The sequence below is a fragment of the Agrococcus citreus genome (assembly GCF_039527715.1).
Lineage (GTDB): Bacteria > Actinomycetota > Actinomycetes > Actinomycetales > Microbacteriaceae > Agrococcus > Agrococcus citreus.
The window spans coordinates 783741-808444 of record NZ_BAAAKK010000001.1; the positions used below are offsets into that span (position 1 = coordinate 783741).

Annotated in this window: 19 protein-coding genes; 8 read left to right on the forward strand and 11 right to left on the reverse strand. The window is 72.4% G+C overall.

Features of this window, described 5'->3' with window-relative positions; translation table 11 throughout:
- Positions 1-381: 381 nt before the first annotated feature.
- Both ABD106_RS03880 and ABD106_RS03885 read right to left on the reverse strand, forming a co-directional pair.
- Positions 382-1236, reverse strand: a complete 855-nt coding sequence (locus ABD106_RS03880; RefSeq protein WP_343917482.1) for a hypothetical protein — start codon at positions 1234-1236, stop codon at positions 382-384.
- Positions 1237-1271: 35 nt separating this feature from the next.
- Positions 1272-1874: a TetR/AcrR family transcriptional regulator gene (locus ABD106_RS03885; RefSeq protein ID WP_343917484.1), complete on the reverse strand. Its 603-nt coding sequence runs from the start codon at positions 1872-1874 to the stop codon at positions 1272-1274.
- Positions 1875-1949: 75 nt separating this feature from the next.
- Between ABD106_RS03885 and ABD106_RS03890 the strand changes: the two genes are divergently transcribed.
- Entirely contained in the window at positions 1950-3290 is a 1341-nt protein-coding gene (locus ABD106_RS03890; RefSeq protein ID WP_343917486.1) for an MFS transporter, read from the forward strand.
- A gap of 14 nt (positions 3291-3304) precedes the next feature.
- Here the strand turns inward: ABD106_RS03890 and ABD106_RS03895 are convergent, their stop codons facing one another.
- Positions 3305-3628 (reverse strand): GNAT family N-acetyltransferase, encoded by a 324-nt coding sequence (locus tag ABD106_RS03895; RefSeq protein WP_343917488.1) that lies wholly within the window; start codon positions 3626-3628, stop codon positions 3305-3307.
- Between the two features lie 98 nt (positions 3629-3726).
- On the opposite strand from ABD106_RS03895, the gene ABD106_RS03900 reads away from it, so the two are divergent.
- Positions 3727-4350 (forward strand): IMPACT family protein, encoded by a 624-nt coding sequence (locus tag ABD106_RS03900; protein ID WP_343917490.1) that lies wholly within the window; start codon positions 3727-3729, stop codon positions 4348-4350.
- Positions 4351-4384: 34 nt separating this feature from the next.
- Here ABD106_RS03900 and ABD106_RS03905 read toward each other — a convergent pair whose 3' ends face one another.
- Entirely contained in the window at positions 4385-5197 is an 813-nt protein-coding gene (locus ABD106_RS03905; RefSeq protein ID WP_343917492.1) for a fructosamine kinase family protein, read from the reverse strand.
- 70 nt (positions 5198-5267) lie between these two features.
- Here ABD106_RS03905 and ABD106_RS03910 point away from each other — a divergent pair, with 70 nt between their 5' ends.
- The 3 genes from ABD106_RS03910 to ABD106_RS03920 all read left to right on the forward strand — a co-directional run bounded on the left by ABD106_RS03910 (position 5268) and on the right by ABD106_RS03920 (position 8365).
- Positions 5268-5438 (forward strand): hypothetical protein, encoded by a 171-nt coding sequence (locus tag ABD106_RS03910; RefSeq protein WP_343917494.1) that lies wholly within the window; start codon positions 5268-5270, stop codon positions 5436-5438.
- A gap of 105 nt (positions 5439-5543) precedes the next feature.
- Entirely contained in the window at positions 5544-8135 is a 2592-nt protein-coding gene (valS, locus tag ABD106_RS03915; protein WP_343917496.1) for a valine--tRNA ligase, read from the forward strand.
- Positions 8135-8365, forward strand: coding sequence for a hypothetical protein (locus ABD106_RS03920; protein WP_343917498.1), 231 nt, complete (start codon positions 8135-8137; stop codon positions 8363-8365). Before valS ends, ABD106_RS03920 begins: the two co-directional genes overlap by 1 nt.
- 74 nt (positions 8366-8439) lie before the next feature.
- On the opposite strand, the gene ABD106_RS03925 is transcribed toward ABD106_RS03920, so the two are convergent.
- Positions 8440-8859 (reverse strand): bleomycin resistance protein, encoded by a 420-nt coding sequence (locus ABD106_RS03925; RefSeq protein WP_343917500.1) that lies wholly within the window; start codon positions 8857-8859, stop codon positions 8440-8442.
- Positions 8860-8869: 10 nt separating this feature from the next.
- Positions 8870-9676 (reverse strand): methyltransferase domain-containing protein, encoded by an 807-nt coding sequence (locus tag ABD106_RS03930; RefSeq protein ID WP_343917502.1) that lies wholly within the window; start codon positions 9674-9676, stop codon positions 8870-8872.
- Positions 9677-9731: 55 nt separating this feature from the next.
- On the opposite strand from ABD106_RS03930, the gene ABD106_RS03935 reads away from it, so the two are divergent.
- Positions 9732-11771 (forward strand): M3 family metallopeptidase, encoded by a 2040-nt coding sequence (locus tag ABD106_RS03935; RefSeq protein ID WP_343917504.1) that lies wholly within the window; start codon positions 9732-9734, stop codon positions 11769-11771.
- Positions 11772-11842: 71 nt separating this feature from the next.
- Here the strand turns inward: ABD106_RS03935 and ABD106_RS03940 are convergent, their stop codons facing one another.
- From ABD106_RS03940 to clpX, 5 genes are all read right to left on the reverse strand, one after another.
- A complete protein-coding gene (locus ABD106_RS03940; RefSeq protein WP_343917506.1) occupies positions 11843-17461 on the reverse strand; it encodes a peroxidase family protein in 5619 nt (1872 codons plus the stop codon).
- 497 nt (positions 17462-17958) lie between these two features.
- Positions 17959-19989: an iron ABC transporter permease gene (locus tag ABD106_RS03945; protein ID WP_343917508.1), complete on the reverse strand. Its 2031-nt coding sequence runs from the start codon at positions 19987-19989 to the stop codon at positions 17959-17961.
- Complete coding sequence (locus tag ABD106_RS03950; RefSeq protein WP_343917510.1) at positions 19986-20975, reverse strand: ABC transporter substrate-binding protein; 990 nt, start codon at positions 20973-20975, stop codon at positions 19986-19988. The genes ABD106_RS03945 and ABD106_RS03950 overlap by 4 nt, the downstream gene beginning before the upstream one ends.
- A gap of 55 nt (positions 20976-21030) precedes the next feature.
- Positions 21031-21846 (reverse strand): ABC transporter ATP-binding protein, encoded by an 816-nt coding sequence (locus ABD106_RS03955; protein ID WP_343917512.1) that lies wholly within the window; start codon positions 21844-21846, stop codon positions 21031-21033.
- 54 nt (positions 21847-21900) lie between these two features.
- Positions 21901-23178 (reverse strand): ATP-dependent Clp protease ATP-binding subunit ClpX, encoded by a 1278-nt coding sequence (clpX, locus tag ABD106_RS03960; protein WP_343917514.1) that lies wholly within the window; start codon positions 23176-23178, stop codon positions 21901-21903.
- Positions 23179-23299: 121 nt separating this feature from the next.
- Between clpX and ABD106_RS03965 the strand changes: the two genes are divergently transcribed.
- A complete protein-coding gene (locus ABD106_RS03965; RefSeq protein WP_343917516.1) occupies positions 23300-23935 on the forward strand; it encodes a copper resistance CopC family protein in 636 nt (211 codons plus the stop codon).
- Positions 23936-24001: 66 nt separating this feature from the next.
- A complete protein-coding gene (locus ABD106_RS03970; protein ID WP_343917518.1) occupies positions 24002-24697 on the forward strand; it encodes a copper resistance CopC family protein in 696 nt (231 codons plus the stop codon).
- The last annotated feature ends 7 nt before the right edge of the window (positions 24698-24704 follow it).

Here is a 24704-nt window from a genome sequence, read left to right on the forward strand (position 1 = left end):
CGCCTCCCGCACCTGACTGGCGCCTCCCGCACCTGACTGGCGCCTCCCGCACCTGACTGGCGCCTCCCGCACCTGACTGGCGCCTCCCGCACCTGACTGGCGCCTCCCGCACCTGAGTGGCGCGATGGCCCGGGACAAGGGCCGCTGGACGTCGACATCCGCAGCCGAGGCGTCGTCGCGTGTCGGAGGCGCCACTCACACGCCGAAGACGCCACTCACGCGCCGGAAGCGCCACTCACACGCCGGAAGCGCCACTCACACGCCGAAGGCGCCCCTCACATGCCGGAGGCGCCCCTCACACGCCGGAGGCGCCACTCAGGTCGCGGAGGCGCCAGTCACTCAGCGGGGCGCCCGCGAGCGCGTCGAGTGGAGCCGGCCGGCTCAGCCGAGCTTCGCGAGCTGCGCCGCGACGAGCGCGGCGATCGCCTCCGGCGGCGCACCCTCGTGGACGACGGCGATGAGCATCGCGCCTTCGCCCGTCACATCGGCCCGGAGCGTCGCCGCGTCACCGGTGAGCACCGCGGTCGCCGAGAGCAGCGGCGTCGCGCTGCCGAGCGTGCCGTCCGGGGTGCCGACGCCCTCGCATGCCGCGCCGAGCGCCTGCACCGCCGCGACGGCGGCGCCGGCTGCGCTCGCACTCGGGTAGCGCACGAGCACGAGGTCGATCGGGCTGCCGGAGGCGGGATCGGCCGCGAGCGACACGATCGCGGCATCGATCGCGCGACCGTCCACGGCGTCGGCCGCGCTCGCGCACGCCCCGCCCGCCCACCGCGCCGCGGCGACGTGCGGCAGCGCGTTGCCGCGCGCGACCGTCGCGGCCGCGGCGACCTCCGTCCAGCGGGCGCTGCGCACCTGGGCGCCGTCCGACCAGCTGAGCGGCGCGAGCGCCGAGGCGGCGGGCAGCAGCGCGACGAGCCGCGTCGGAGCGGGCGAGGGCGATGTGGAGGGCGCTGATGGCGTGGGCGAGGGGGACGACGTCGGCGAGGGCGTCGGCGCATCGGCGGCCTCGGGCAGTGCGTAGTGCGCGGTGGGTGCTGGCGGCTCGGGCACCGCTCGCGGCGGCGCGAGCGGCCTCGCGACCGCGGGCTCGGCTGCCGGGGCGGGACCCTGCGAGGCGAGCGGCTCGGGCGGCGAGACGACCGTGACGGGCGGCTCGGCGGTGACACCGCAGCCCACGAGCGCCGCTCCCGCGAGGAGGGCGGCGGCGACCGTCAGGGGGCGAGGTGCCTGCCTCATGCCCACATGATGCGCCGCGGGCTCCAGAGCGGCCGTCAGCCGCGCGGATCGTTGCGGAACCGTGATGCCGCGGCGATGGGCTCGAGCGTCGACCGCAGGGCGTCGGATGCGCTCGGTCGACCGGGCGTGCCGGCCCACGCGACGAGCGTCGCGCACGCCGCTGCGACGATCGCGACCGGGGCGACCGCGGCATCCGCCGACTCGGGCAGCGCGTCGCGCTCGAGCGCGAGCGAGAGCGCGGCGCGCTCGACGAGCGGCTGCAGGCGAGCGGGCGCGCCGTCGCGCAGCGCCTGCTCGGCACCCATCGCCCGGGCGTCGCGGAGCACGACGGGCGGCGTCGCGCTCCAGGGCTCGACCGCGCGGGCGAGGGCCGCGACGAGGCGGTCGATCGCGTCCGGTCCTCCGGCATCGATCGCGGCGACCGCCCGCCCGATCGCGGCGTCGAGCTCGACCCAGAGCGCGTCGGCCTTGGAGTCGCAGTAGGTGAAGACCGTGCCGCGCGAGACGCCGGCGCGGCGCGCGATGTCGTCGACGCTCACGGCGTCGTAGCCGTGCTCGAGGAAGAGCTCGAGCGCCGCCTCGTGGATGGTCGCGGCGCTCGAGGCGCGCGGGCGCCCCGGCCCCTTCTTCGACTCCATTGGGAATCCTCTCTGCCCTCTATTGTTGCACTCGGTACGACAACCCGCGCCGGAATCGGCGCCCCGAGGAGCCCCGTGACCATCGCCGCTGCGCCCCCGCGCGCATCCTCCGCCCGAGTCGCCGCTGCCGCAACCGTCGGCACCGCGCTCGAGTCGTACGACTTCTACACCTACTCGTACTTCGCCGCCTTCTTCGCCGGCCCGTTCTTCTTCTCGGCGCTCGGCGCGACGGGCGCGCTGCTCGCCTCGTTCGCGACGATCGGCATCGCCTTCGTCGTGCGCCCGATCGGCGCCGTGCTGTTCGGGCACCTCGGCGATCGCATCGGCCGCCGCCGCACGCTCATCATGACCGTCACGCTCATGGGCGTCGCGACCGGCCTCGTCGGCCTGCTGCCGACCGGCGCGGAGTGGGCGGCGCTCGGCGCGGTGGCGCTCGTGCTGCTGCGGATCGTGCAGGGGCTCTCGCTCGGCGGGGAGTGGGGCGGCGCCGTGCTGCTCGCGACCGAGCACGCCGACGCCCGCCGGCGCCCGTTCTTCGCATCGCTGCCGCAGCTGGGCTCCCCCATCGGATCGGTCGCCGCGGGCGGCCTCATGCTCGCGATGTTCTTCGGGCTCGGCCCGGCCGCCATGGCCGAGTGGGGCTGGCGCATCCCGTTCCTGCTCGCGATCCCGCTCATCGCCGTCTCGCTCTACCTGCGCTGGTCGGTCGACGAGACGCCGGTGTTCCAAGCGCTCGCCGCGCGCGGCGAGCGCGAGCGCAACCCGGTGTGGGCCGCCATCCGCACCCAGCCCGCCGCATTCGGCGTCGCGATCCTCGTCGCGCTGCTCGGCATCGGCTCGTACTCGCTCATGAACACCTACACGATGGGTTACGGCGTGGCGCAGCTCGGCTACGACGAGATGCAGCTGCTCACCGCCGCCACGATCGGCGGGCTGCTCCAGTTCGTGACGGTGCCCGGCTTCGGCTGGCTCGCGACGCGCATCGGCTCGGCGCGCGTCGTCGCGATCGGCGCCCTCGGCACGCTGCTGATCGCGTTCCCCATCTACTGGCTGCTCGGCTCGGCCACGTTCGCGGTGCTCGTCGTGCTCATGGTCGTCGGCGGCATCCTCCCGACCGCCTCGTGGGCGGCGCTCGGCGGCACGATGCAGGAGCTCTTCCGCGGCCGGCACGCCTACTCGGCGCTCTCGGTCGCGTACGCGCTCGCCGCCGTCGTCTCGGGCTTCATCCCGTTCCTCACCGACGCGCTCGGCGTCGTCTCGGGCGGCGCGTGGTGGCACCCGGGGGTCGTGCTCGCGGCGCTCTCGGCGCTCACGCTCGCCGGCGCGCTCGGCGCGCAGCGGATGCGTCGCCTCGGCGACGAGGACGCCGACGCCGCGCTCGCGGCCGCCCGGGAGCCGGTGCCGGCTCCCGCCTGACCGCGTCCGGCCGCTCACAGCCTCGGCGGCAGCAGCGCGAGCTCTGCGGGCGTCACGCGGTCGACGCTCGCCGACCACTCGTCGGCGTGCCGCTCGACGAACTGCTTCACGAGCGGGCAGACGGCGACGATGCGCAGCCCCTCCTCGCGCGAGGCGGTGAGCGCGCGACCGATCACCTCGGTGGCGAGACCGTGGCCGGAGAAGCCCGCGTCGACGACGGTGTGGAAGAAGATGCGGCGGCCGTCGTGGTCGAAGAACTGCGCGAAGCCGGCCGCCGCGCCGTCGGCGGTGATCACGAAGCGGTCGGGGTCGGTCTGCCTGGTGACGGAGGTCTCCATGCCCCAACCCTGGCACTCGGCCACCCGCGCGACCAGACCCGACCGGGGAGGCGAGCACCGGGCACGCCCTCGGCCGTCGGCTCGGGGAGGATGGACGCGTGACACAACCGACGATCGCGCAGACCGCGAGCGCCGAGACCGAGATCTCGCGCTCGCGGTTCGTCGCGACGGCGCACCGCGTCGAGGGCCTCGACGAGCTCGCCGAGCTCGTCCGCGCCGCGCGCCGCGAGCATCCGGATGCCCGGCACGTCTGCAGCGCCGCGGTCACCGGCCCGCACGGCGAGGCGAGCAGGTCGAACGACGACGGCGAGCCGGCGGGCACGGCGGGCGCACCCATCCTCTCGGCGATCGCGCACCGGGGCCTCACCGACGTCGCGGTGCTCGTCGTGCGCTGGTTCGGCGGCGTGAAGCTCGGCACCGGCGGCCTCGTGCGCGCCTACGGGGGCATCGCCTCGGCCGCGCTCGACGCGGCGGGCGTGCTCGAGCGCGTGCCCGCGACCGAGCTGCTCGGGCGCGTGCCCGTCGAGGACGCGCAGCGCCTCGAGCACGCGCTCCGCTCGGCCGGGCACCACCCGGTCGTCGACTACGGCGCCGACGGCGCCACGCTCGCGCTCACCGTCGACGACACCGACCTCGGCGACGCTCGCGCCCTGCTCGCTCGGCTCGGCGTGCCGCACGAGGCCCTCGGCGGGCGGATGCGCGAGCGGCCCTCGGGCGCGTGACCCGGCAGTCGCGCGCGACGGCGGCCCGCGGCGGTCACCGCAGCGAGCGCGCCACCTCGACGGCCCGGTCCGCGTAGCTGCCGCCGAACAGCAGGGTGTGCACGAGCAGCGGCTGCAGCTGCTGCATCGGGATGCGGTCCCGCCAGCCGTCGGCGAGCGGCGCGGCCTCGTCGTAGGCCGCGAGCACCGTCTCGAGCCGCGGCAGCCCGAAGAGCGCGAGCATGGCGAGGTCGGTCTCGGCGTGCCCGCCCTGCGCGTGCGGGTCGATGAGCACCGCGCCGGTGTCGACGTCGCTCCAGAGCACGTTGCCGCTCCACAGGTCGCCGTGGATGCGCGCGACCGCCGGCACGCCCGCCGGCTGCGGTGCATCGAACGCGCCCTCGGCCATCCGTTCCACGGCGCGCGCGACCGCGACCGCGGCCTCGCCGCCGAGCCGGCCCCGCTCGACGCAGCGCTCGAGGATAGGGCGCACCGACGTCGTCGCCCACGCCTCGCCCCAGCGGTCGGCGACCGGCGCTCCCGCGAGCAGCGTGCGCGACGAGCCCACCTCGAACGGCTCGACCGCGCCGGGCGGTGGGCAGCAGTGCCACGCCGCGCCGCTCGCGTGCAGCGCGGCGAGGCTGCGGCCGAGCGCCTCGGCGCGAGCCGGCGTCGCTGCGGCCTCCGCGACGCGCGCGACGCGCAGCACCGCGCCCGCCTGCACCGCACCGTCGTGGCGCTGCTCGAGCTCGGCGCGGGCGATCCGCGTGCCGCCCGTCTCCTCCGCCTCGGCGAGCCACGCGAGCCCGGCGGCCTCCATCGCGAGCGCGTGGGGCGCTCCGTGCGGCGGCCGCTTCTCGACATCCATGCCGCCACGATGCCACGGCCCGAGCCTGCTCGCGCCTGCCCGCTCCTGCGCGCCCGATAGCGTTGAGGGCATGGCACGCTCCCCGAGACCCGCGCCGCTGTGGATCTGGATCGTCGCCGCGGCGTGCTTCGCGGTCGCCGCGCTCCTGCAGCGCGACACCCTCAGCCAGGTGCTCTTCGGGATCGCCGCGGTCGCGCTCGCCGTCACCGCGGTGCTGCAGTGGCGCCGCCGCGAGCGCTGACCGTCGCCGTCGTAGACTCGAACCAGCACAACCAGGCATCATGCCGAGCCCTCGGCCCGAGGATCCGGCGCGACGCGATGCCGCGCACATCGAAAGCGAGACGCCATGAGCGCCATGCCCGCAGCACCCGGGATGCCGGAGAAGCCCGCCCTCGAAGGCCTCGAGGCCAAGTGGGGCCAGCGCTGGGAGGAGTCGGGCACGTACCGCTTCGATGCCGCTGAGCTCGACCGCGACGCGATCTACTCGATCGACACGCCGCCGCCCACCGCATCCGGCTCGCTCCACGTCGGCCACGTGTTCTCGTACACGCACACCGACCTCGTCGCCCGCTTCCACCGCATGCGCGGCAAGCACGTCTTCTACCCGATGGGCTGGGACGACAACGGCCTGCCGACCGAGCGCCGCGTGCAGAACTACTACGGCGTGCGCGTCGACCCGACGCTCCCCTACGACCCCGACTTCACGCCGCCGCAGCAGGGCGGCGAGGGCAAGAGCTCGAAGGCGTCCGACCAGCTGCCCGTCTCGCGCCGCAACTTCATCGAGCTGTGCGAGCGCCTCACCGAGGAGGACGAGGAGCGCTTCGAGCACCTGTGGCGCACGCTCGGCCTCTCGATCGACTGGTCGCAGACCTACCGCACCATCTCGGACGACGCCCGCCGCACCTCGCAGCTCGCGTTCCTCCGCAACTTCGAGCGCGGCGAGGCGTACCAGGCGGATGCGCCGACGCTGTGGGACGTGACGTTCCGCACCGCCGTGGCCCAGGCCGAGCTCGAGGACCGCGAGCAGCCCGGCGCGTATCACACCATCGTCTTCACGAGCCAGGACGGCGACCTGCGTGTCGACACCACGCGCCCCGAGCTGCTGCCGTCGTGCGTCGCCGTGGTCGCGCATCCGGACGACGAGCGCTACCAGCACCTCTTCGGCACGACCGTGACGACCCCGGTCTTCGGCGTCGAGGTGCCGTTCGTCGCGCACGAACTCGCCCAGATCGACAAGGGCACGGGCGTCGCGATGATCTGCACGTTCGGCGACGTGACCGACGTCACGTGGTGGCGCGAGCTGCAGCTGCCGAACCGCTCGGTGATCGGCTTCGACGGCCGCTTCGCGGCGGAGGCCCCCGAGGCGCTCTCGAGCGAGGCAGCGCAGGCCGCCTACGCCGAGCTCGCCGGCAAGACGGTCTTCAGCGCGAAGAAGGCGATGGTCGAGCTGCTCCAGGCCGCGGGCCGCATGATCGGCGACGCGAAGCCCATCCAGCACCCGGTGAAGTTCTACGAGAAGGGCGACAAGCCGCTCGAGATCGTCTCGACCCGCCAGTGGTACATCAAGAACGGCGGCCGCGACGAGGCGCTGCGCGAGCGGCTCGTCGAGCTCGGCCGCGAGATCGCCTGGCACCCCGAGCACATGCGCACCCGCTACGAGAACTGGGTGCACGGCCTCAACGGCGACTGGCTCATCTCGCGCCAGCGCTTCTTCGGCGTGCCGATCCCCGTCTGGTACGCGCTCGACGACGAGGGCGAGCGCGACTTCGACCGCGTGCTGCTGCCGACGCCCGACCAGCTGCCGCTCGACCCGACGAGCGACGTGCCCGAGGGCTACGACGAGTCGCAGCGCGGCGTGCCCGGCGGCTTCGCCGGCGAGGTCGACATCATGGACACCTGGGCGACCTCGTCGCTCACGCCGCAGCTCGCGGGCGGCTGGGCCGCGGGCTCGGACCTGTGGGAGAAGCTCACGCCGTTCGACCTGCGCCCGCAGGGCCAGGACATCATCCGCACGTGGCTCTTCTCGACGCTGCTGCGCTCGATGTTCGAGGACGGCCGCGCGCCGTGGAAGCACGCCGCGCTCTCGGGCTGGATCCTCGACCCCGACCGCAAGAAGATGTCGAAGTCGAAGGGCAACGTCGTCACGCCGCTCGGCATGCTCGAGGACCACGGCTCCGACGGCGTGCGCTACTGGGCCGCGTCGTCGCGGCTCGGCGTCGACGCCACGCTCGACCCGCAGAACCCGAAGATGATCAAGATCGGGCGCCGGCTCGCGATGAAGGTGCTCAACGCGGCGCGCTTCGTGCTCTCGATGGAGGGCGAGGCGGGCGAGGTCACCGAGCGGCTCGACCGCGAGATGCTCGCCGAGCTCGGCGCCGTCGTGCGCGCCTCGACGCGCGCGTTCGAGGGCTACGACCATGCGAAGGCGCTCGAGATGACCGAGGCGTTCTTCTGGACCTTCTGCGACGACTACCTCGAGCTCGTCAAGGAGCGCGCCTACGCGGGCGACGCAGCAGGCCGCGGCTCGGCCATCGCGGCCCTGCGCACGGCGATCGACGTGCAGCTGCGACTGCTCGCGCCCTTCCTGCCGTTCGCGACCGAGGAGGTCTGGTCGTGGTCGCACGAGGGCTCCATCCACGTCGCGGCGTGGCCCGAGGCGAGCGAGCTCGCGGCGGTGCCCGGCATGACGGATGCGGGTGCGACCGGCATGCTCGCAGCCGTCGGCCAGGCGCTCATCGGCATCCGACGCGCGAAGACCGACGCGAAGGCGAGCCAGAAGACGCCCGTCGCCTCGGCCGTGATCGCGGTCCCGGCGGCCCTGCGCGAGCACCTCGAGGCCGCCACCGCCGACCTCAAGGCCGTGGGGCGCATCCGCGACCTGTCGATCGTCGACGGCGACGAGCTCGCCGTCGGCGAGATCGTGCTCGAGGAGGCCTGATGGACATCGGCACCCGCTGGAGCGTCGGCGGCGAGCCGCCGCGCTCGGTGCCGCTCGCGATGCGGGCGGCGATCGACGACGAGGAGCGCACGCTCGTCGAGCTGGGTGCCGATACGTCCACGTGGCGCTGGACGCTCACGTGGCTCGAGGGCCGACCGGTCGTCGAGCTCGACGACGGCACGACCATCCGCCTCGACGGCGACGACGTGCTGGTCACCCGCGCCGACTGACCCCGGTTCTCAACGTCGCGGGTGATCGGGCGAGGCGCACATGCGGCCGTGCTGCCATCTGCGACGTCGAAAGTTCAGTGGTGCGGCGGTGGACCACCGACGCGGATCAGGTTGTTGTCGGGATCCATGAACGAGAACTCCCGCACCCCCCAGGGCTCGTCCTGCATCGGCGTCGCTCGAGCGAGCGACTCGCCCCGCGCCCATCGCGACCGCAGCTCGGCATGGCTGAGCGCGAGCGCGTCGTCGAGGTCGAGCGCGGCGCGGACCGCCTCGACGTCGTCGACGAAGACGTAGGCCATGCCGGCTTGCGAGAAGGGGTCGAAGCCGCCGGTCTCGGAGACGTGCAGCTGCACCCCCTCCGACCGCACGAAGGCGTACCGCCCCGCGGCGGAGACCTCCACGTCGAAGCCGATGCCGCGGTAGAACGCGACCGAGCGGTCGAGGTCGGCGACCGGCAGGATCGGGACCGCAGCTCCGCGCCAGATCGCGACCATGGGGCACACGCTACTCGGCGGGCCGGTCGGTGGCGAGGATCCAGCCGTGGAGCATCGCCATCCAGCCGTCCTCGTCGGCCGCCCACGCCGCCCACGCCGCTGAGATCGCCTGGCGCTCGTGCGCATCCGCGAGTCCGTGCCGCTCGGTGCCGTCGGCGAAGGCGGAGTGCAGCGCGCGCTCCTGCCACTGGCCACCCCAGAACGCGCGGCCCTCGGCCGACTCGAAGCACCACGTCTCGACGTCGGTCTCGATGCTCGCGAAGCCGGCTGCGCGCGCCCACGACTTGAGCTTCGCGCCGGCGTCGCCGTCGCCGCCGTTCGCCGTCTGTAGGGCCCCCATGAGCTCGCGCCAGCGCGCGAGCTCGGGCGCGAGCGGATGGATCGTGGTCGCCGAGTAGACCACCTCGCGCGCCGCGACGAGCTCGCCGACCGCGCGCCAGGCCGTGAGCGCACCGACGGGGTCGCCGAGGTGCTGCAGCACCTGGTGCGCGTGCACGACATCGAAGCGCTCCCCCGGCGCCGGGTCGTACGCGTCGCCCACGCGGAGCTCGACGTTGGCGACCCCCGCCTCCGCCGCCGCGGCGCGCGCGGTCTCGACGACCTCGGCGCTCTGGTCGATGCCGACCACGTGCCCCGTGCTGCCGACGCGCCGCGCGAGGTCGATCGTGATCGAGCCGGGCCCGCAGCCTACGTCGAGCACCCGCATCCCGGGGCGCAGCAGCGGCGCGAGGTACGCGGCGGAGTTCGCGACCGTGCGCGCGGCGTGCGCGCCGACCACGCTCGCGTGATGCCCGTGGGAGTAGCTGACCTGCGACATGGCGCGAGTCTAGAGACGCCCGCTTCTCGACAGGTGCGCGTCCTAGGGTGGAGGGATGACCAATCCCTTCCTCTCCCCCAGCACGCTGCCCTACCAGCTGCCCCCGTTCGCCGACATCCGCGACGAGCACTTCGAGGAGGCGCTCGAGGCCGGGTTCGCCGAGCAGGCGCAGGAGGTGCGGGCGATCGTGACGAAGCGGTCGGCCCCGACCTTCGAGAGCATCATCGAGCCGCTCGAGCGCAGCGGGCAGACGCTCTCGCGCGTCGCGCACGTGTTCTGGAGCATGACGTCGACCGACTCGTCGCCGTTCCTGCAGGAGCTCGAGGAGCGCTACGCGCCGCGCTTCGCCGCGCACGCCGACTCGATCACGCTCGACCCCGATCTGTATGCGCGGATCCGCACCCTGCACGAGCACCCCGACCCGTCGTGGACCGCGGAGCAGCGCTACCTGGTGGAGCGCAAGCACACCGAGATGACCGTGGCGGGCGCCGGCCTCGACCCCGAGGCGCGCGAGCGGCTCAAGGAGCTCAACCAGCAGATCGCCACGCTCTCGACCCGATTCGACAAGCACCTGCAGGCCGACACGAACGACCTCGCCGTCGTGATCGACGACGTCAGCGAGCTCGACGGGCTCGCTGACGGCGAGATCGAGGCGGCCGCGCAAGCAGCCGCCGACCGCGGGCTCGAGGGCAAGCACCTCGTCACGCTCCCGCTCTTCTCGGGCCATCCGTGGCTCGCCTCGCTCACGAACCGCGACGTGCGCCGCCGCATCATGGAGGCCTCGCTCGCCCGCGGCACGCGCGGCAACGAGCACGACAACCGCGAGACGGTGCTCGAGCTCACGGCGCTCCGCGCCGAGCGCGCCGCGCTGCTGGGCCTCCCCACGCACGCGCACGCCATCATGGCGGATGAGACGGCCCGCGACCCCGAGCGCGTCATGGCGATGCTCACCCGGCTCGCGAAGCCCGCCGCGGCGAACGCCCGCGCCGAGGCCGCAGCGCTGCAGGCGCAGATCGACGCGTCGGGCGAGTCGTACGAGCTCGCGTCGTGGGACTGGGACTACTGGACCGAGAAGGAGCGCACCGCGCGCTTCGACGTCGACACCGCGGCGCTGCGCCCCTACTTCGAGGCCGAGCGGGTGCTGTGGGACGGCGTGTTCCACGCCGCGACGCAGGTCTACGGCGTGACGTTCGAGGAGCGCACCGACCTCGTGGGCTATCACCCCGAGGTGCGCGTGTTCGAGGTGCGGAACGACGACGGCAGCGAGGTCGGCCTCTACCTGCTCGACCTCTACACGCGCGACTCGAAGCGCGGCGGCGCGTGGATGAACTCGCTCGTGCAGCAGAACACGCTGCTCGGCCACCCGACGGTCGTGATGAACAACCTCAACGTGCCGAAGCCCCCGGCGGGCACGCCGACGCTCCTCACCTTCGACGAGACGACGACGCTCTTCCACGAGTTCGGCCACGCGCTGCACGGCCTGTTCGCGCAGGTCACGTACCCGTCGTTCGGCGGCACGAACACGTTCCGCGACTTCGTCGAGTTCCCGAGCCAGGTGAACGAGATGTGGATGCTGTGGCCGGGCATCGTCGAGCACTACGCGAAGCACATCGAGACCGGCGAGCCGCTGCCGGCCGACGTGATCGAGCGCCTGCAGGCGTCGGAGTCGTTCAACCAGGGGCACGACACGAGCGAGTACCTCGCCGCGTCGCTGCTCGACCAGGCGTGGCACGCCCGCACGGCGGGCGACACCGTCGGCGACGTCGCGGCGTTCGAGCGCGATGCCCTCGCCGAGGTCGGCCTGCTGAGCGAGACCGTGCCGACGCGCTACTCGACCGGCTACTTCCAGCACGTCTTCTCGGGCGGCTACTCCGCCGGCTACTACTCCTACATCTGGTCGGAGGTCATGGATGCCGACACCGTGGAGTGGTTCAAGGCGCAGCCGTCGATCCGCGAGGCGGGGCAGCGCTTCCGCGAGCGCCTGCTCGGCGTCGGCGGCTCGAAGGACCCGCTCGAGGCGTTCCGCGACTTCCGCGGCCAGGACGCCGACCTCGAGCACCTGCTCAAGCGCCGCGGGCTCGACCCCGCCGAGTAGCGGCGCTCGCCGCTGCGGCACGGCGAAGGGGGCTGCACCGCTCGGTGCAGCCCCCTCCGTCGTCCCCGGCGCTAGGGTGTCGGCCCCGCGACGGGACTCGTGGTCGTAGCGATCACCGTCTCCGCCGTGCCGAGCACGTCGGTGTAGGTGACCGTCACCCGGATGTACTGCCCGATGTCCGCAGCCGACGTGGTGTACGTGTTCGTCGACGATGCGAGCAGCTGGACCCCCGTGGCGAAGGTCGCGTCGGGCGACCGCTCCCACTCGTAGGTGAAGACGACGTCCTCGAGACCGTCACCGTCCTGCACCGGCGCCGCCCGAACGAGCTGGCCGACACTGGGTGCAGCCGGCGTGAGCGAGAGGCCGGTGGGCACATCGTTCACGTTCAGCACGGTGTTGACCGTCGTCGGCGAGGTCGCGGAGTGCCGCAGGCCGGAGGCGTCGGTGAAGTTCACCGTCACCCTCACGTGCAGGCCCGCGTCGGCGTCGCCGGGCGTGTAGCTGCTCGTCGCAGTCGCACCCGAGCCGGTCCCGACCGTCGTCCGGCCGATCTCCTCCCACTCCGAGATGGTGCCGGCGTTCTCGCCCTCGCCACCCCACCAGACGAACTCGACGTTCGTGTACGAGCTCGCGTTGAGGGGCGTGCCGTCGGTGTTGACGAGCGTCGCCGTGATCGGGGCGTTCTCGACAGGCGAATCGGTCGAGATCGTCACCGCGGCCAGAGGCTCGCAGGCCTCCCACGCGTCGCCCGCGGCGTTGAGCACCGCGCAGCCGTCGGAGAACTGCAGCCGCTCGAAGCCACGGATGACATCGATGCCGTCGCTCTCCTCGAGCTCGGCCACGGTGGTGTGCGCGACCTCCCAGTACCCGTCGGGCAGCTGGGTGATCGTGTACGTCGCCATCGGGTTGCCGTAGACCGAGGCGTCCACCGACGTCGCAGCGTTGGGATCCATCACGATCTCGCGCACAATGTCGATGTCGCCCGGGTTGAGCGTCCCTGCGAACACCGCCGCCTGAGCCTGGCCCGCGTTGTCGTAGCGCTGGCCGGTGATGGTGTTGACGAGCTGCACCCTCAGCATGGCGTCGCCGTCGAGGTAGTCGTTGCCACCCCTGCCCTCGATGGTGTCGTTGCCGGGTCCGCCGATGATGATCATGCTCACACCGTCGGCATCGACCGGCGCCGAGTCCCGCATGAACGGGGCGGCGTAGTCGTACGCAGCTCCAGCGGGCCGCAGCAGCTCCTCGAGTCCATCGATGAGGTCGAGGCTCTCCTGCGTCGCCTTGTGCAGCGGGATCTCGCTCGCGGCGATGTCGTCGGGCTCGGCGATCGGTCCCCGGAGCGTATCCGATCCAGAACCGCCCGAGAGCGCCTCCATCTGATCGAATCGCGACGGGAGCGGGTTGTTCGGCTCGAAGGTCCGAGTGAACTGCCAATCCGACGTGACGTTGGCCGACTGGCCGTAGTAGGTCAGCCAGTCGAAGCCGACGTTGCCCAGGTGACGGTCGGTGCCGACGGCGGCGCCGATGAGGATGTCATCGCCACCCTCACCTTCGATGTCGTCGTTGCCGAGGCCGCCGATCACGACGTCCTGGCCACCGAGCGTGTCGTTCTGGAACTGGTCGGCGTTGTCGCCCTGGAGGAGGTCGGCGTGGGAGCTGCCCTCCACCCAGTCGTCCTGCTCGCCGCCGAACACCGTCGCGCGACCTGAGGTGCCGCGCATGATGTCGTCGCCCATGCCGAGGAAGAACGTCGAGCCGTCGCCGCCGCCGTTGACCACGAAGTCGTCGCCGAGTCCACCGAGGCCCAGGTCGACACCGGGACCGACGTGGATGGCGTCGTTGCCCTGGTCGCCGTGGATGGTGTCGTCGCCGAACGAGTCGGTGATGATGTCGTCGCCGTGACCGCCGATGAGCGAGTCGTTGCCCGACCCACCCTCGATGCGGTCGTTGCCCTCGTAGCCCCAGAGCGCGTCGTCGCCCTCGTCACCGGTCATCCGGTCGTTGCCGGCGGTTCCGTGCATCTCGACGTGCTCGTCGCCCGTCCACCGCCACGTGCCGTCAGGCTGCTGGAGCAGGCCGGCGGGCAGCGGGTTCGGCAGCGCCTCGAGGTCGATGATCGGGTCCTGCACGGCGAAGATGTTCGCCGGCAGGTGCGATGCATCCGAGTTGCGCTGGACGAGATCGGAGAACGAGTTCGCCTCGAGCGCGGCGAACAGCTGCTCGCCCTGGTTGCGGAACAGGTAGTAGAACCGGTCACCGAACTGCAGCTGCTCGAGCTGCGTCTCGAAGACGTAGTTGAACGTCGCACCGAGCATGCCGCCGAAGGCGTCGATCCGCTCCGCGAGGCCGCCGACCCAGAAGTCGACAGACTCGAGGCCCGTGGTCGTCGTGCCGCCAGCGTCAGCCCACGCACCCGTGCCGTTCATGAAGTCGAGACGGTCCGCCGGAGCCGTCACCGGCGTCGGTGCGAGGGATGCGAGGTTGAGCTCCGTCGCCGCGGTGACCGAGTTCGTGTCACCGAGGATGAAGAGCTCGGAGGGGGCGAGCCGCTCGATCTCCGCGCGGATGGCCGGCGTCATGCCGGTCCGCGGGATCAGGAGCAGCGGGGCGTTGTTGAGGCCGACCCCGGGTGCCGCCGTGACGGCGTCGGGGAAGTTCTCACCAGTCGTGACGTACACGCGATCCGCACCGGTCGGGAAGAAGTGCTTGCTGATCTCGACCGCTGTGTCGTACCGGCTCGCGCCGGCCAGACGGATGACCGACGCGGGCGTCTGCGCCGTCGTGTACGCCTGGAGCTGCGACTGGACGACGGAGCTGACCGACGGCGTGCCGCCCAGGACCACGATCTCGTCCGGGTTGAGCCGGTCGAGCTGTGCCGCGATCTCGGTCGGGATGGAGGTCGGCGTCACGAGCAGCACCGGAGTGTTGTCCCGCGCCGCGACTGCCGCACCGGCCAGGGCGTCGGGGTAGTTCTGCCCGTTCGCGACGAACACGCGGCTCACCGGAGCGGTGAACGTGTTCGCGATCGCTGCGGACGTGGCGTAGCGGTTCGCGCCGGCGATGCGGGTGACCGGGGCGTCGGTCGCGGAGATCGCGTTGAGCGAGATGAGCGTGTTCGCGTTCACCGACGCCGCGTCACCGAGCACGACGATCTGGTTCGGCGACAGCCGCAGCAGCTCCTCGTGGGTCTCGACCGGGATGGCACCCGCCGCGTCGTTCGCGACGGTCAGGATGGGCTTGCCCAGCGCACCCGCGGAGAGCGCGTCGGGGAAGTTGTAGCCGTTCGTCACGTAGACCGTGTCGGCTCCATCCGGGAAGTGGCGCTGCGAGAACAGCGCGGCGGTGTGGAATCGGCTCGCGCCGGGGAACCGCGAGATGAACTCCGCCCCGACCGGAGCACCGTTCACGAGCATCGCGGCCGCGGCGCGACGCTCGACGATCGTCTCCGCTGCCTCGACCGTCGGGTGCGTGCCGTACGCGGCGACGAAGTTCACGAGCGACGCGTTGCTGCCGCCGCGACCGAAGTTGTTGCCGTTGCGGAGGTTGAGCCCGAAGTCGACCCAGTCGGAGTACGGCTCGAGCGCCGAGTCGCCGGTCGCCGCGAAGAACGACTCGCGAGCGTCCTGCAGCGGCGGGATGCCGGCATCGCGAGCACGGAGCATGTTGATCGTCGCGAGGTCGAGCGGCAGCCCGAGCAGGTTGTTGCGCAGCGTGTCGGTGACGTGCTCGTCGATCTGGCTGCCGACGCGTGCCGTCATGCCGTTGATGAGCGCGCCCGCCGCCTGGTCGGGCGTGAGGGCACCGTCGTTGTCGTACGCGCGCGGGTTCAGGAACCCCTCGAGAAGCGGCACATCGGTCAATCCGGTGGCGCCGCCCGCGTCCTCGCGACCGATCTCCTCCGTCATCATCGAGTGGCCGAAGCGGTAGACGACGTGCGCGAACTCGGCCGTGATGGCAGGGTCGATGCCCGCGTTGTAGCTGTTCTCGTTGAACACGACCGCGTCGATCGTGGGTGCGATGCCGCGAGCGAACTCCTCGAACACGATGTGCTGGTACTGCATCTCGGTCGCGAACTTCGCGGCCTGGAAGAGTCGCTGCTCGTACGTCCAGTCGTCAGCCTGCGGCTGCGGCAGCACGTGCTCGGGCTGCACGTTGGGGTAGGCGTGCGCCTCCCCGCGGAAGGCCTTCGCGAACTCCGCGAGCAGCGCCGGGTTGGCCGTCGTCTGGTCGTTGCGGAGCAGCTCGGTGCCCGGGGCACCGTTCAGCAGGTCCTCGATCTGGCCCACCATGCGGTTGTGCTCGGAGTGGAAGATCGCGTGCACGGCGGTGAGGCCGATGTTCTCGTTGACGCGGCCGTCACCGGCGATGAAGTGCTCGCCGAGGTTCGCTGCGTCGTAGCCGGTGAGGTCCGTACCGGTCACGGGCCGCCCGCTCGCGTCGAACACGGGGAAGCTCGGGACGATGACCTCGCCGTTGTCGTCGAACTGCCTCGGGACGAGGTTGCCGTCGGCGTCGAACAGCGGCGTCGCGCCGTGCGCGATGTCGTCGAGGAAGGCGTGTCCGGTGGTGAGGGCACCCGTCGTCGGGACGGGAGCTCCGGCGTTGCCCTCGACGAAGGTGATGTCGCTGACAGCGGGCCCCGTCGAGACGATGAGCTGCGGCAGGCCGCGTGCCGGTCCCGGCACGAAGTTGCCGTACGGGTCGACGAGCACCTGCGGCACAGCGAGCAGGTCGGCGTCCGTCAGGTCGATGCCGAGGATGGTGCGGGCCTGGTCCTTGACGTCGGTCCAGGTCGCCATGCCTCCCGCGGTGCCCTCGATGAGCTCACCGGTCGCGTGAGCACCGGTCGTGTACTCCCGCAGGAACACCTGGTGGGCCGGGTGCGACGAGTAGGTCTGGTTCTGGTCGACGAACGGCGTGGTGAGGTTCGTGTGCTCCGTGGTGGGGTTGCCGTTCGCGTCCTCGATGCGGTCCGCGCGCGTGAGCACGAGGAAGTTCGTCTGCGACGCCGGGTCGTAGAGCGGGTCATCCTCCTGGAGCGGCACGATGAGCGTGCCGTGGCCGCCCTTGGCGACGAGGTCGAGGCCGTGGTCGAAGAACTGACCGAAGAAGCCCATGAACGTGTTGAACGGCGCCGACAGGCCCTCATCGGGAGCCGTGTTCGGCGTCGTCGCCATCTCGGTGCCGGGGATGAGCGTCGCCGTGCCCGCGTCGATCTGGTTGACGATCGCCGGGTTGCTCGTGGTCTGGTCGACGATCAGGTTGCTGATGACGCGAGGCTCGCTGTCGTACACGAAGCCCTCGGTCTGCGCGTAGCAGGTCTGGCCCGACGGGCCGACGCTGCCGCACACCGCGTTCTCACCGGCGTTGTTGCCCGGCGCGAACGGAGGGACGGGTTCGCCCTCTCGCCAGACGGGGTCGAGCAGCCTCGGGAAGGCGAGGTCGGAGGCGCCGTAGTCCGACTGCGCGACGCGCAGGTTGTTGTACGAGCCGTCGACGGTGCGCACGCCGGCGGGGCGCGCGATGTCGGGCACGCAGGAGCCGCTGGCGTCCTGGGGGCTGGCGCACAGCAGCGTGTAGTTCGAGGGGTCGAGCTCGTCGGCAGCGTGCGCCTCGGAGATCTGGATCTGCCGGAGGATGAACTCCAGGTCGTTCTGGTTGAGCACGAACGACGGATCCTCGTCGGTCACGGCGACCGCGGGCGCGGGCGTGCTGACGACGGCGAGGGGTACGGCTATCGCTACTGCTGACAGCAGTGCGATGGATATCTGCCGCAGCTTGGTCCCGCGATGGCGAGACCTGAACTGCGAACTGCTGGCGGCGAGCTCGTGCACGGTGACTCCTCAGTGCTGTGCCCGGCGCGCGACCGCCGAGCGGTATCGCCCACGGCGGGTGCTCGGCGTCATTGCCCAGCGCCCGGCCCCACGCATGCGCGAGGCCATGGGCTGCTTTTTTCGGTCGAGTCAAACGCTGTTCGTTTACCGGGGAATACTCAAGGGCGCGACGCTGTGGCCACCCTGTGGACTCCTGCACCGAGCGCGCGGCGTTCCCCGAATCGCCCTGTTCCCTGGAGTTCTCCTCAGGTGCTCGTGAGCGTTAGCGGTGGATCCTGGGTCTGCGCTGTGATCGGCCTCTCGATCGACTCTCGCTTACGAGCGGGCCGGGGACACGTCCCAGCCGCGCGCGATCACCGCGAGCGACCCGCTCGGAGCACGAGCCAGATGAAGTACGGGATGCCCACGAGCGCCGTCATGACGCCCGCCGGCAGCTGCGCGGGAGCGATGAGCGTGCGGCCGAGCGTGTCGGCGAGCAGCGTCAGCGTGCCGCCGAGCATCGCCGCGAGCGGCAGCAGCACGCGATGCCGCGCGCCGACGAGCGCGCGCGCGGCGTGCGGGGCCACGAGCCCCACGAACGCCACGACGCCGATCGCCGCGACCGCGGTGGAGGCGAGGGCGACGGCGAGCACGAGCGCGACGACCTGCACCGCCGTGAGCCGCACGCCGAGCAGTCGAGGCGTCGACTCGTCGAGCTGCGCGAGATCGAGGTCGCGATGCATCCACAGCAGCGCGACCGCTGCGACGACGATCGCCACGGCGACCGGCACGACGTCCTCGAAGCCGCGCCCATAGGTGGAGCCGGCCAGCCAGACGATCGCCTTCGCACGGTTCCAGGGATCCGTCACGACGATCAGCAGGCTCGTGAGGGCCGCGGTCGCCGCCGAGAGCGCGAGGCCGGTGAGCACGAGGCGCAGGCTCCCCAGTCGGCGCCAGCCGACGAGCGCGAGCACGACCGCGCCGACGAGCGCGCCGCCACCAAGCGCGCCGCCCGCGACGACCCATCCGACCGCGGCCGGCAGCAGCGTGATGACCGAGACGGCGCCGAGCCCCGCCCCGCCCGCGACGCCCAGCAGGTAGGGGTCGGCGAGCGCGTTGCGGGTGACGGCCTGCACGAGCGCGCCGGACGTGGCGAGCGCCACACCTGCGAGCACCGCGGCGACGATCCGGGGCGTGCGGGTGTCGAGCGTGACGCGCACGGCGTCGCCCGCCCTGCCCGAGAGCCAGTTCGCGACATCGCCGAGCAGCAGCATCCGGTCGCCGAGCAGCACCGCGCCGAGCGTCAGCACCGCGAGCACGAGCGCGGCGGCGACGAGCGGCACCCACGCGCGCCGGACGAGCGTGCGGGCACCGAGCACGGCCATCGACTCGGTCTCGACCGCCCCGGCGACCGTGCGGGCGAGCACGACGATGCAGACCGCGCCGACCAGGCTCGTGACGACGCCCGTCGGCACGTCGAGCGCACCGACGCCGCCGAGCACCGCCCGCATCAGCACGTCGGACCCGACGACGAGCACGGCGCCCGCGAGCGCGGCGAGCGGGATGGCGACGACGTGCCGGGCCGCACCCGGCATGCGCCGGACGAGCAGCCGCACGACGATGGGCGCCGCGAGCCCGACGAAGCCGATCGGTCCGGCGATCGCAACCGCGGCGGCGGCGAGCGCGACCGACGCGACGAGCGTCATGAGCCGCAGCCTGCCCACGCCGACGCCCATGGTGGTGGCCGCCTCCTCGCCGAGCGCGAGCACGTCGAGCCGACGCGCGAGCACGAGCAGCACGGCGATCCCGACCAGCACGAGCGGCACCATCTGCGCGACCGTGCCGATGCCGTTCTGCGACAGCTGCCCGACGCCCCAGGCGTAGAGGCCGGCGGTCTCCTCCTCTGCCAGGACGATCGCGACGGTCGTCACCGACTGCAGCGCGAGCGCGAGCGCCGTGCCGACGAGCACCATCTGCGTCGTCGATCCGCGCCCGCGGCCGATCATGACGACCACGAGCGCGGCGGCCATGCCGCCCGCGAAGGCCAGGCCGGCGCCCCCGAGCCCCGGCAGCGTGATGCCGAACGCAGCCGTGAGGGCGATCGCGGCGCTCGCGCCGCCGTTGACGGCGAGCGTGTCGGGCGAGGCGAGCGGGTTGCCCGTGAGCGTCTGCATCGCGTAGCCGGCGGCGCCGAGCGCGAGGCCGACGACGATCGCGGCAGCGATGCGGGGCAGCCGGCTCTCGACGATCACCGCGGCGTCGCCGTCGTCGCCGCCAAGCCACCCGAGCAGCTCGGTGAGACCGAGCGACGTCGTCCCCTGCGTGGCGTGCCACACCGAGAGGCAGAGCAGGGCGACGAGGAGAGCCGCGCCGAGCGCGAGCCCCCCAGGTCGGACCCGCGTCACGGCGTGGGTGAGAGCGCTGCGACGACCGCGTCGGCGTAGGCCGTCATCGAGCTGACGCCGCCGAACAGCCAGACGCCGTCCGGCAGGCGGTGCACGCTGCCGGCCTGCACGGCGGGCAGACCGGTCCAGATCGCGTTGGTCGCGAGCTGCTCGGTGAACACGTCGGGCGAGCTGCTCACCGTCATGTAGAGGATGTGCGCGTCGTCCGGCAGGGCGATGAGGCCCTCGACGTCGGTGATGCCGAGCCCGTACTGCGCGTCGCCCTCCCCCGCCCAGGCGTTCGTGAAGCCGATCTGCTCGAACACCGCGGGCAGCAGCGCGCCCTCGGCGTAGGGGCGGATCTCGACCTGTCCGGCGTTCTCGTAGCCGTCCATGTGCGCGAGCGGCGTGCCGCCGATGCCCGCGTCGGCCACGGTCGTCGCGATCTCCTCGAGGTGGGCCTCGAAGGCCCCGATCGCGGTCTCGGCGGCGTCGAGCGCGCCGGTCGCCTCGCCGATGAGGCGCAGGTCGTCGAACATCGTCCCGATCGGGTCAGCCGCGTCGGCGCCCTGCAGCACGAGCACCGGGGCGATCGCCTCGAGGTCGGTGTAGGCGGCATCGTCGCGGCCGGCGACGGCCACGATGAGGTCGGGCGCGAGGCCCGCGATCGCGTCGATCGACGGCTCGACGCGCGTGCCGACATCGGTCGGATCGCCCTCGAGCGGCGCTCCCGTGCCCGCCCACTCCTCGTAGCCCGCCGCATCCGCCACGCCGACCGGCACGACGCCGACGGTCTGCAGGTGCTCGACCGCGACCCACTCGAGCGCGACGACGTCGGTCGCCCCTGCGGGGATCTCGACCTCGACGCCGCGGGCGTCGGTGACCGTCACGGCCGACCCGTCGGAGGCTGCGGCCGTCTCACCGGCGGGCTCGGTCGTCCCGCAGGCGGCGAGCGCGAACGCCGAGAGCACGGCGACGCCGGCGAAGAGGGTTCGTCGCATGGTCATAGGGGTCCTTCCTCAGGCGTCGGGTCCGGTCCCCCGGGCTCGACGGTGGCGAGAGTCACGCGGCGCGCGACACGACCGGCTGCCGGCGGATGCGCCGTGGCCGGATGCGGAGGCCGTCGACGTCGACATCGACATCGATGGGCACCTCGTAGGCGGCGGACAGCCGCTCGGACGTCAGCACCTCCTCGGGCGAGCCGGTCGCGGCGACGCGGCCCCGCACGAGCAGCACGACGAGATCGGCGATCTCGGCAGCCTGCTCGAGGTCGTGCAGCACGATGCCGACGGCGACCCCGGCGTCGGCGAGGTCGCGGACGATCTCGAGGATCTCGCGCTGGTAGCGCAGGTCGAGATAGGTGGTGGGCTCGTCGAGCAGCACGATGCCGGTCTGCTGCGCGAGGCAGGTGGCGAGCCACACGCGCTGGCGCTGGCCGCCGGAGAGCTGCGAGACCGGCTGCGTCGCGAGATCGGCGATGCCGGTGGCCGCCATGGCGCGATCGATCGCGTCGTCGCCGTGCGGGTCAGCGGCGCGGAAGCGGCCGCGGTGCGCGAAGCGGCCGTACGCGACGACCTCGCGCACGCTCACGCCTGACGGGTCGGGGTGCGACTGCGCGAGCATCGCGATGCGGCGCGCGAGCTCGCGCTCGCCGAGCCTCGAGGCGTCGGTGCCGTCCGCGAAGACGACGCTGCCCTCCGTCGGTCGGTGCAGCGCCGTCAGTCCGCGGAGCAGCGTCGACTTGCCGCTGCCGTTGGGGCCGACGAGTGCGGTGACGCGACCGGACGCGAGCGAGATCGACGCGCTGTGCACGATCCGCTCGCGGCCGTACGCGAGGCTCACTTCGGTCGCCTGCAGCGCATCGCGTGGATCGATCACGCAGTAAGGTTAGCCTTACCTCACCTCGAGCACAATTCGAGCGGCGTCAGCGGGTCAGGCCGAGAGCTCCTCGATGTCGTCGGCGGTGAGGATCACGGGCGACTCCTTGCCCGCGACCGACTCCTTCGTGACGATCACGCGCTCGACGCCCTCGCGCGACGGCACGTCGAACATGACGGGCGCGAGCACGGTCTCGAGGATCGAGCGGAGCCCGCGCGCGCCGGTCTTGCGCTCGACCGCGAGGTCGGCGATGGCCTGCAGCGCCTCGGGCTCGAAGTCGAGCTTGACGCCGTCGAGATCGAACATCCGCTGGTACTGCTTCACGAGCGCGTTGCGCGGCTCGGAGAGGATCTCGACGAGCGCCGACTGGTCGAGCGGCGACACCGTGGCGATCACGGGCAGGCGCCCGATGAACTCGGGGATGAGCCCGTACTTGTGCAGGTCCTCCGGGAGCACGTCCTGGAAGACGTCGAGGTTCGGCTTGAGCGACGCGACGGGAGCGCCGAACCCGATGCCGCGCTTGCCGGAGCGGTTCGCGATGATGTCCTCGAGCCCCGCGAACGCGCCGGCGACGATGAAGAGCACGTTCGAGGTGTCGATCTGGATGAACTCGGAGTTCGGGTGCTTGCGGCCGCCCTGCGGCGGCACCGAGGCGACCGTGCCCTCGATGATCTTCAGCAGCGCCTGCTGCACGCCCTCGCCCGAGACGTCGCGCGTGATCGACGGGTTCTCGGCCTTGCGCGCGACCTTGTCGATCTCGTCGATGAAGACGATGCCGGTCTCGGCCCGCTTGACGTCGTAGTCGGCGGCCTGGATGAGCTTGAGCAGGATGTTCTCGACATCCTCGCCGACGTAGCCGGCCTCGGTGAGCGACGTCGCGTCGGCGACGGCGAACGGCACGTTCAGCTGCCGCGCGAGCGTCGCGGCGAGGTACGACTTGCCGCAGCCGGTCGGGCCGACCATCAGGATGTTCGACTTCTGGATCTCGACGCCGTCGTGCGCCTTGTCGGCCGATTCGAGCTGCTGCATCGCGGCGATGCGCTTGTAGTGGTTGTAGACCGCGACCGAGAGCGACTGCTTCGCGCTCTGCTGGCCGACGACGTACTCCTCGAGGAAGGCGTAGATCTCGCGCGGCTTCGGCAGCGTGAAGCCCTCCTGCACCGTGGACTCGCCGGCCTCGGCCATGCGCTCCTCGATGATCTCGTTGCACAGCTCGACGCACTCGTCGCAGATGTACACCGCGGGGCCAGCGATGAGCTGCTGCACCTGCTTCTGGCTCTTGCCGCAGAAGGAGCACTTCAGCAGGTCGCCGCTCTCTCCGAGTCGGGCCATGTCGCTTCTCCACATCGTCGTAGGCGCAGGCCGCGCCCGTGCACCGAGCCTAGAACACCCCGCTGACACGAGCATCGACCACGCCGCGGCTCTCACAATCGCCCCCTCCTATGCTGGTCGCATGTTCGCCGCGATCATCGCCGTCGGAGTCGCCGTGCTCCTCCCCGCCCACGCATCCGTCACGGGCACGACGCCGGAGGACGGGTCGATCCTGACCGAGCAGCCGGGCACCCTCAGCGTGACCATGAACGAGGAGATCATCGACGTGCCGGGCGGCGAGGGCACCAACGCGCTCGAGCTCACCGACGACGCCGGCCTCCACTACGGCGACGGCTGCGTGACGGTCGCGGGCGACACCATCTCGCTCGACGCCGAGCTCGGCGGCCCTGGGCGCTACACCCTCGAGTACCAGGTCGTCTCGGCCGACGGGCACCCGGTCTCGGGCCAGGTCGCCTTCACGTTCGAGCCGGCCGACGACGCGCCCGCCGCCGCGGGCTCGTCGAGCGTGCCCACGTGCGCCGACACCGCCGGGGCCGAGACGCCGGCGGCCGAGAACGCGCCGACGGACGAGGCCGCAGCACCGCTCGCCAGCCCGACCTCCGACCCCGTCTCGAGCGAGGCGCCGGGGGTCGACCCCGGCACCGACTCCTTCGGCGCCCTCCCCTCGGTCGCCATCTTCGTGCTCGCCGGCCTCGCCGTCGTCGCGTTCATCGCCTACCGGCTCAATCGGCGCCGCAAGCACATCGGCGAGGCGTGACGCCTCGTCGCTGACGGCGGCCACCGCGCCGGTGGGCCGATGATGCGGCTCACCTAGGCTGGAGCCATGCATGCCGTCCTCGCCGCCGTCGCGGTCACCCTGCTCCTGCCCGCCCACGCATCCGTCATCGGCTCGACGCCGCAGGACGGGTCGGCGGTGACCGAGCAGCCGGGCACCGTGAGCGTGGTGCTGAACGAGGAGATCATCGATGTGCCGGGCGGCCAGAGCGCCAACGCCCTCCAGCTGACGGATGCGTCGGGCCTCTACTACGGCGACGGCTGCGCGACCGTCGACGGCGACACCATCTCGCTCGATGCCGAGCTCGGGGCGGCGGGCGACTACACCCTCGCGTACCAGGTCGTCTCGGCCGACGGCCACGCGGTCTCGGGCGAGATCGCCTTCGCCTTCGAGCCCGTCGACGGGATCGGCGGCCCTGACGGCGCGACCGAGGCGCCGGTGTGCGACGCTGCCGCACCCGCCGCGCCCGTCGAGAGCGAGCCGACCACCACGGAGCCGAGCGCGACCGAGCCGGCCGCCACCGAGGCCGCGGCGCTCGAGACCCCCGGCGCCGCGACCGACGCGCCGGAGGTGACCGCGTCGTCCGACCAGGGCGCCCCGATCGAGAGCGAGGCGCCGGCCGAGGAGGCCGGCGGCCAGCTGCCCTTCCTCGCGATCGGCGTGCTCGCCGTGCTCGCCGTGCTCGCCGTCATCGCCTACCGCGCGAACCGACTGCGCAAGGACCGCGCCGCCGACGACGCCTGAGCGACGC

What these genes read in the sequence shown, in the direction of transcription:
- ABD106_RS03880 (WP_343917482.1), bottom strand. Translation starts at nt 1,236, where the DNA reads ATGAGGCAGGCACCTCGCCCCCTGACGGTCGCCGCCGCCCTCCTCGCG.
- ABD106_RS03885 (WP_343917484.1), bottom strand. Translation starts at nt 1,874, where the DNA reads ATGGAGTCGAAGAAGGGGCCGGGGCGCCCGCGCGCCTCGAGCGCCGCG.
- ABD106_RS03895 (WP_343917488.1), bottom strand. Translation starts at nt 3,628, where the DNA reads ATGGAGACCTCCGTCACCAGGCAGACCGACCCCGACCGCTTCGTGATC.
- ABD106_RS03905 (WP_343917492.1), bottom strand. Translation starts at nt 5,197, where the DNA reads ATGGATGTCGAGAAGCGGCCGCCGCACGGAGCGCCCCACGCGCTCGCG.
- ABD106_RS03910 (WP_343917494.1), top strand. Translation starts at nt 5,268, where the DNA reads ATGGCACGCTCCCCGAGACCCGCGCCGCTGTGGATCTGGATCGTCGCC.
- valS (WP_343917496.1), top strand. Translation starts at nt 5,544, where the DNA reads ATGAGCGCCATGCCCGCAGCACCCGGGATGCCGGAGAAGCCCGCCCTC.
- ABD106_RS03920 (WP_343917498.1), top strand. Translation starts at nt 8,135, where the DNA reads ATGGACATCGGCACCCGCTGGAGCGTCGGCGGCGAGCCGCCGCGCTCG.
- ABD106_RS03925 (WP_343917500.1), bottom strand. Translation starts at nt 8,859, where the DNA reads ATGGTCGCGATCTGGCGCGGAGCTGCGGTCCCGATCCTGCCGGTCGCC.
- ABD106_RS03930 (WP_343917502.1), bottom strand. Translation starts at nt 9,676, where the DNA reads ATGTCGCAGGTCAGCTACTCCCACGGGCATCACGCGAGCGTGGTCGGC.
- ABD106_RS03935 (WP_343917504.1), top strand. Translation starts at nt 9,732, where the DNA reads ATGACCAATCCCTTCCTCTCCCCCAGCACGCTGCCCTACCAGCTGCCC.
- ABD106_RS03950 (WP_343917510.1), bottom strand. Translation starts at nt 20,975, where the DNA reads ATGACCATGCGACGAACCCTCTTCGCCGGCGTCGCCGTGCTCTCGGCG.
- clpX (WP_343917514.1), bottom strand. Translation starts at nt 23,178, where the DNA reads ATGGCCCGACTCGGAGAGAGCGGCGACCTGCTGAAGTGCTCCTTCTGC.
- ABD106_RS03965 (WP_343917516.1), top strand. Translation starts at nt 23,300, where the DNA reads ATGTTCGCCGCGATCATCGCCGTCGGAGTCGCCGTGCTCCTCCCCGCC.
- ABD106_RS03970 (WP_343917518.1), top strand. Translation starts at nt 24,002, where the DNA reads ATGCATGCCGTCCTCGCCGCCGTCGCGGTCACCCTGCTCCTGCCCGCC.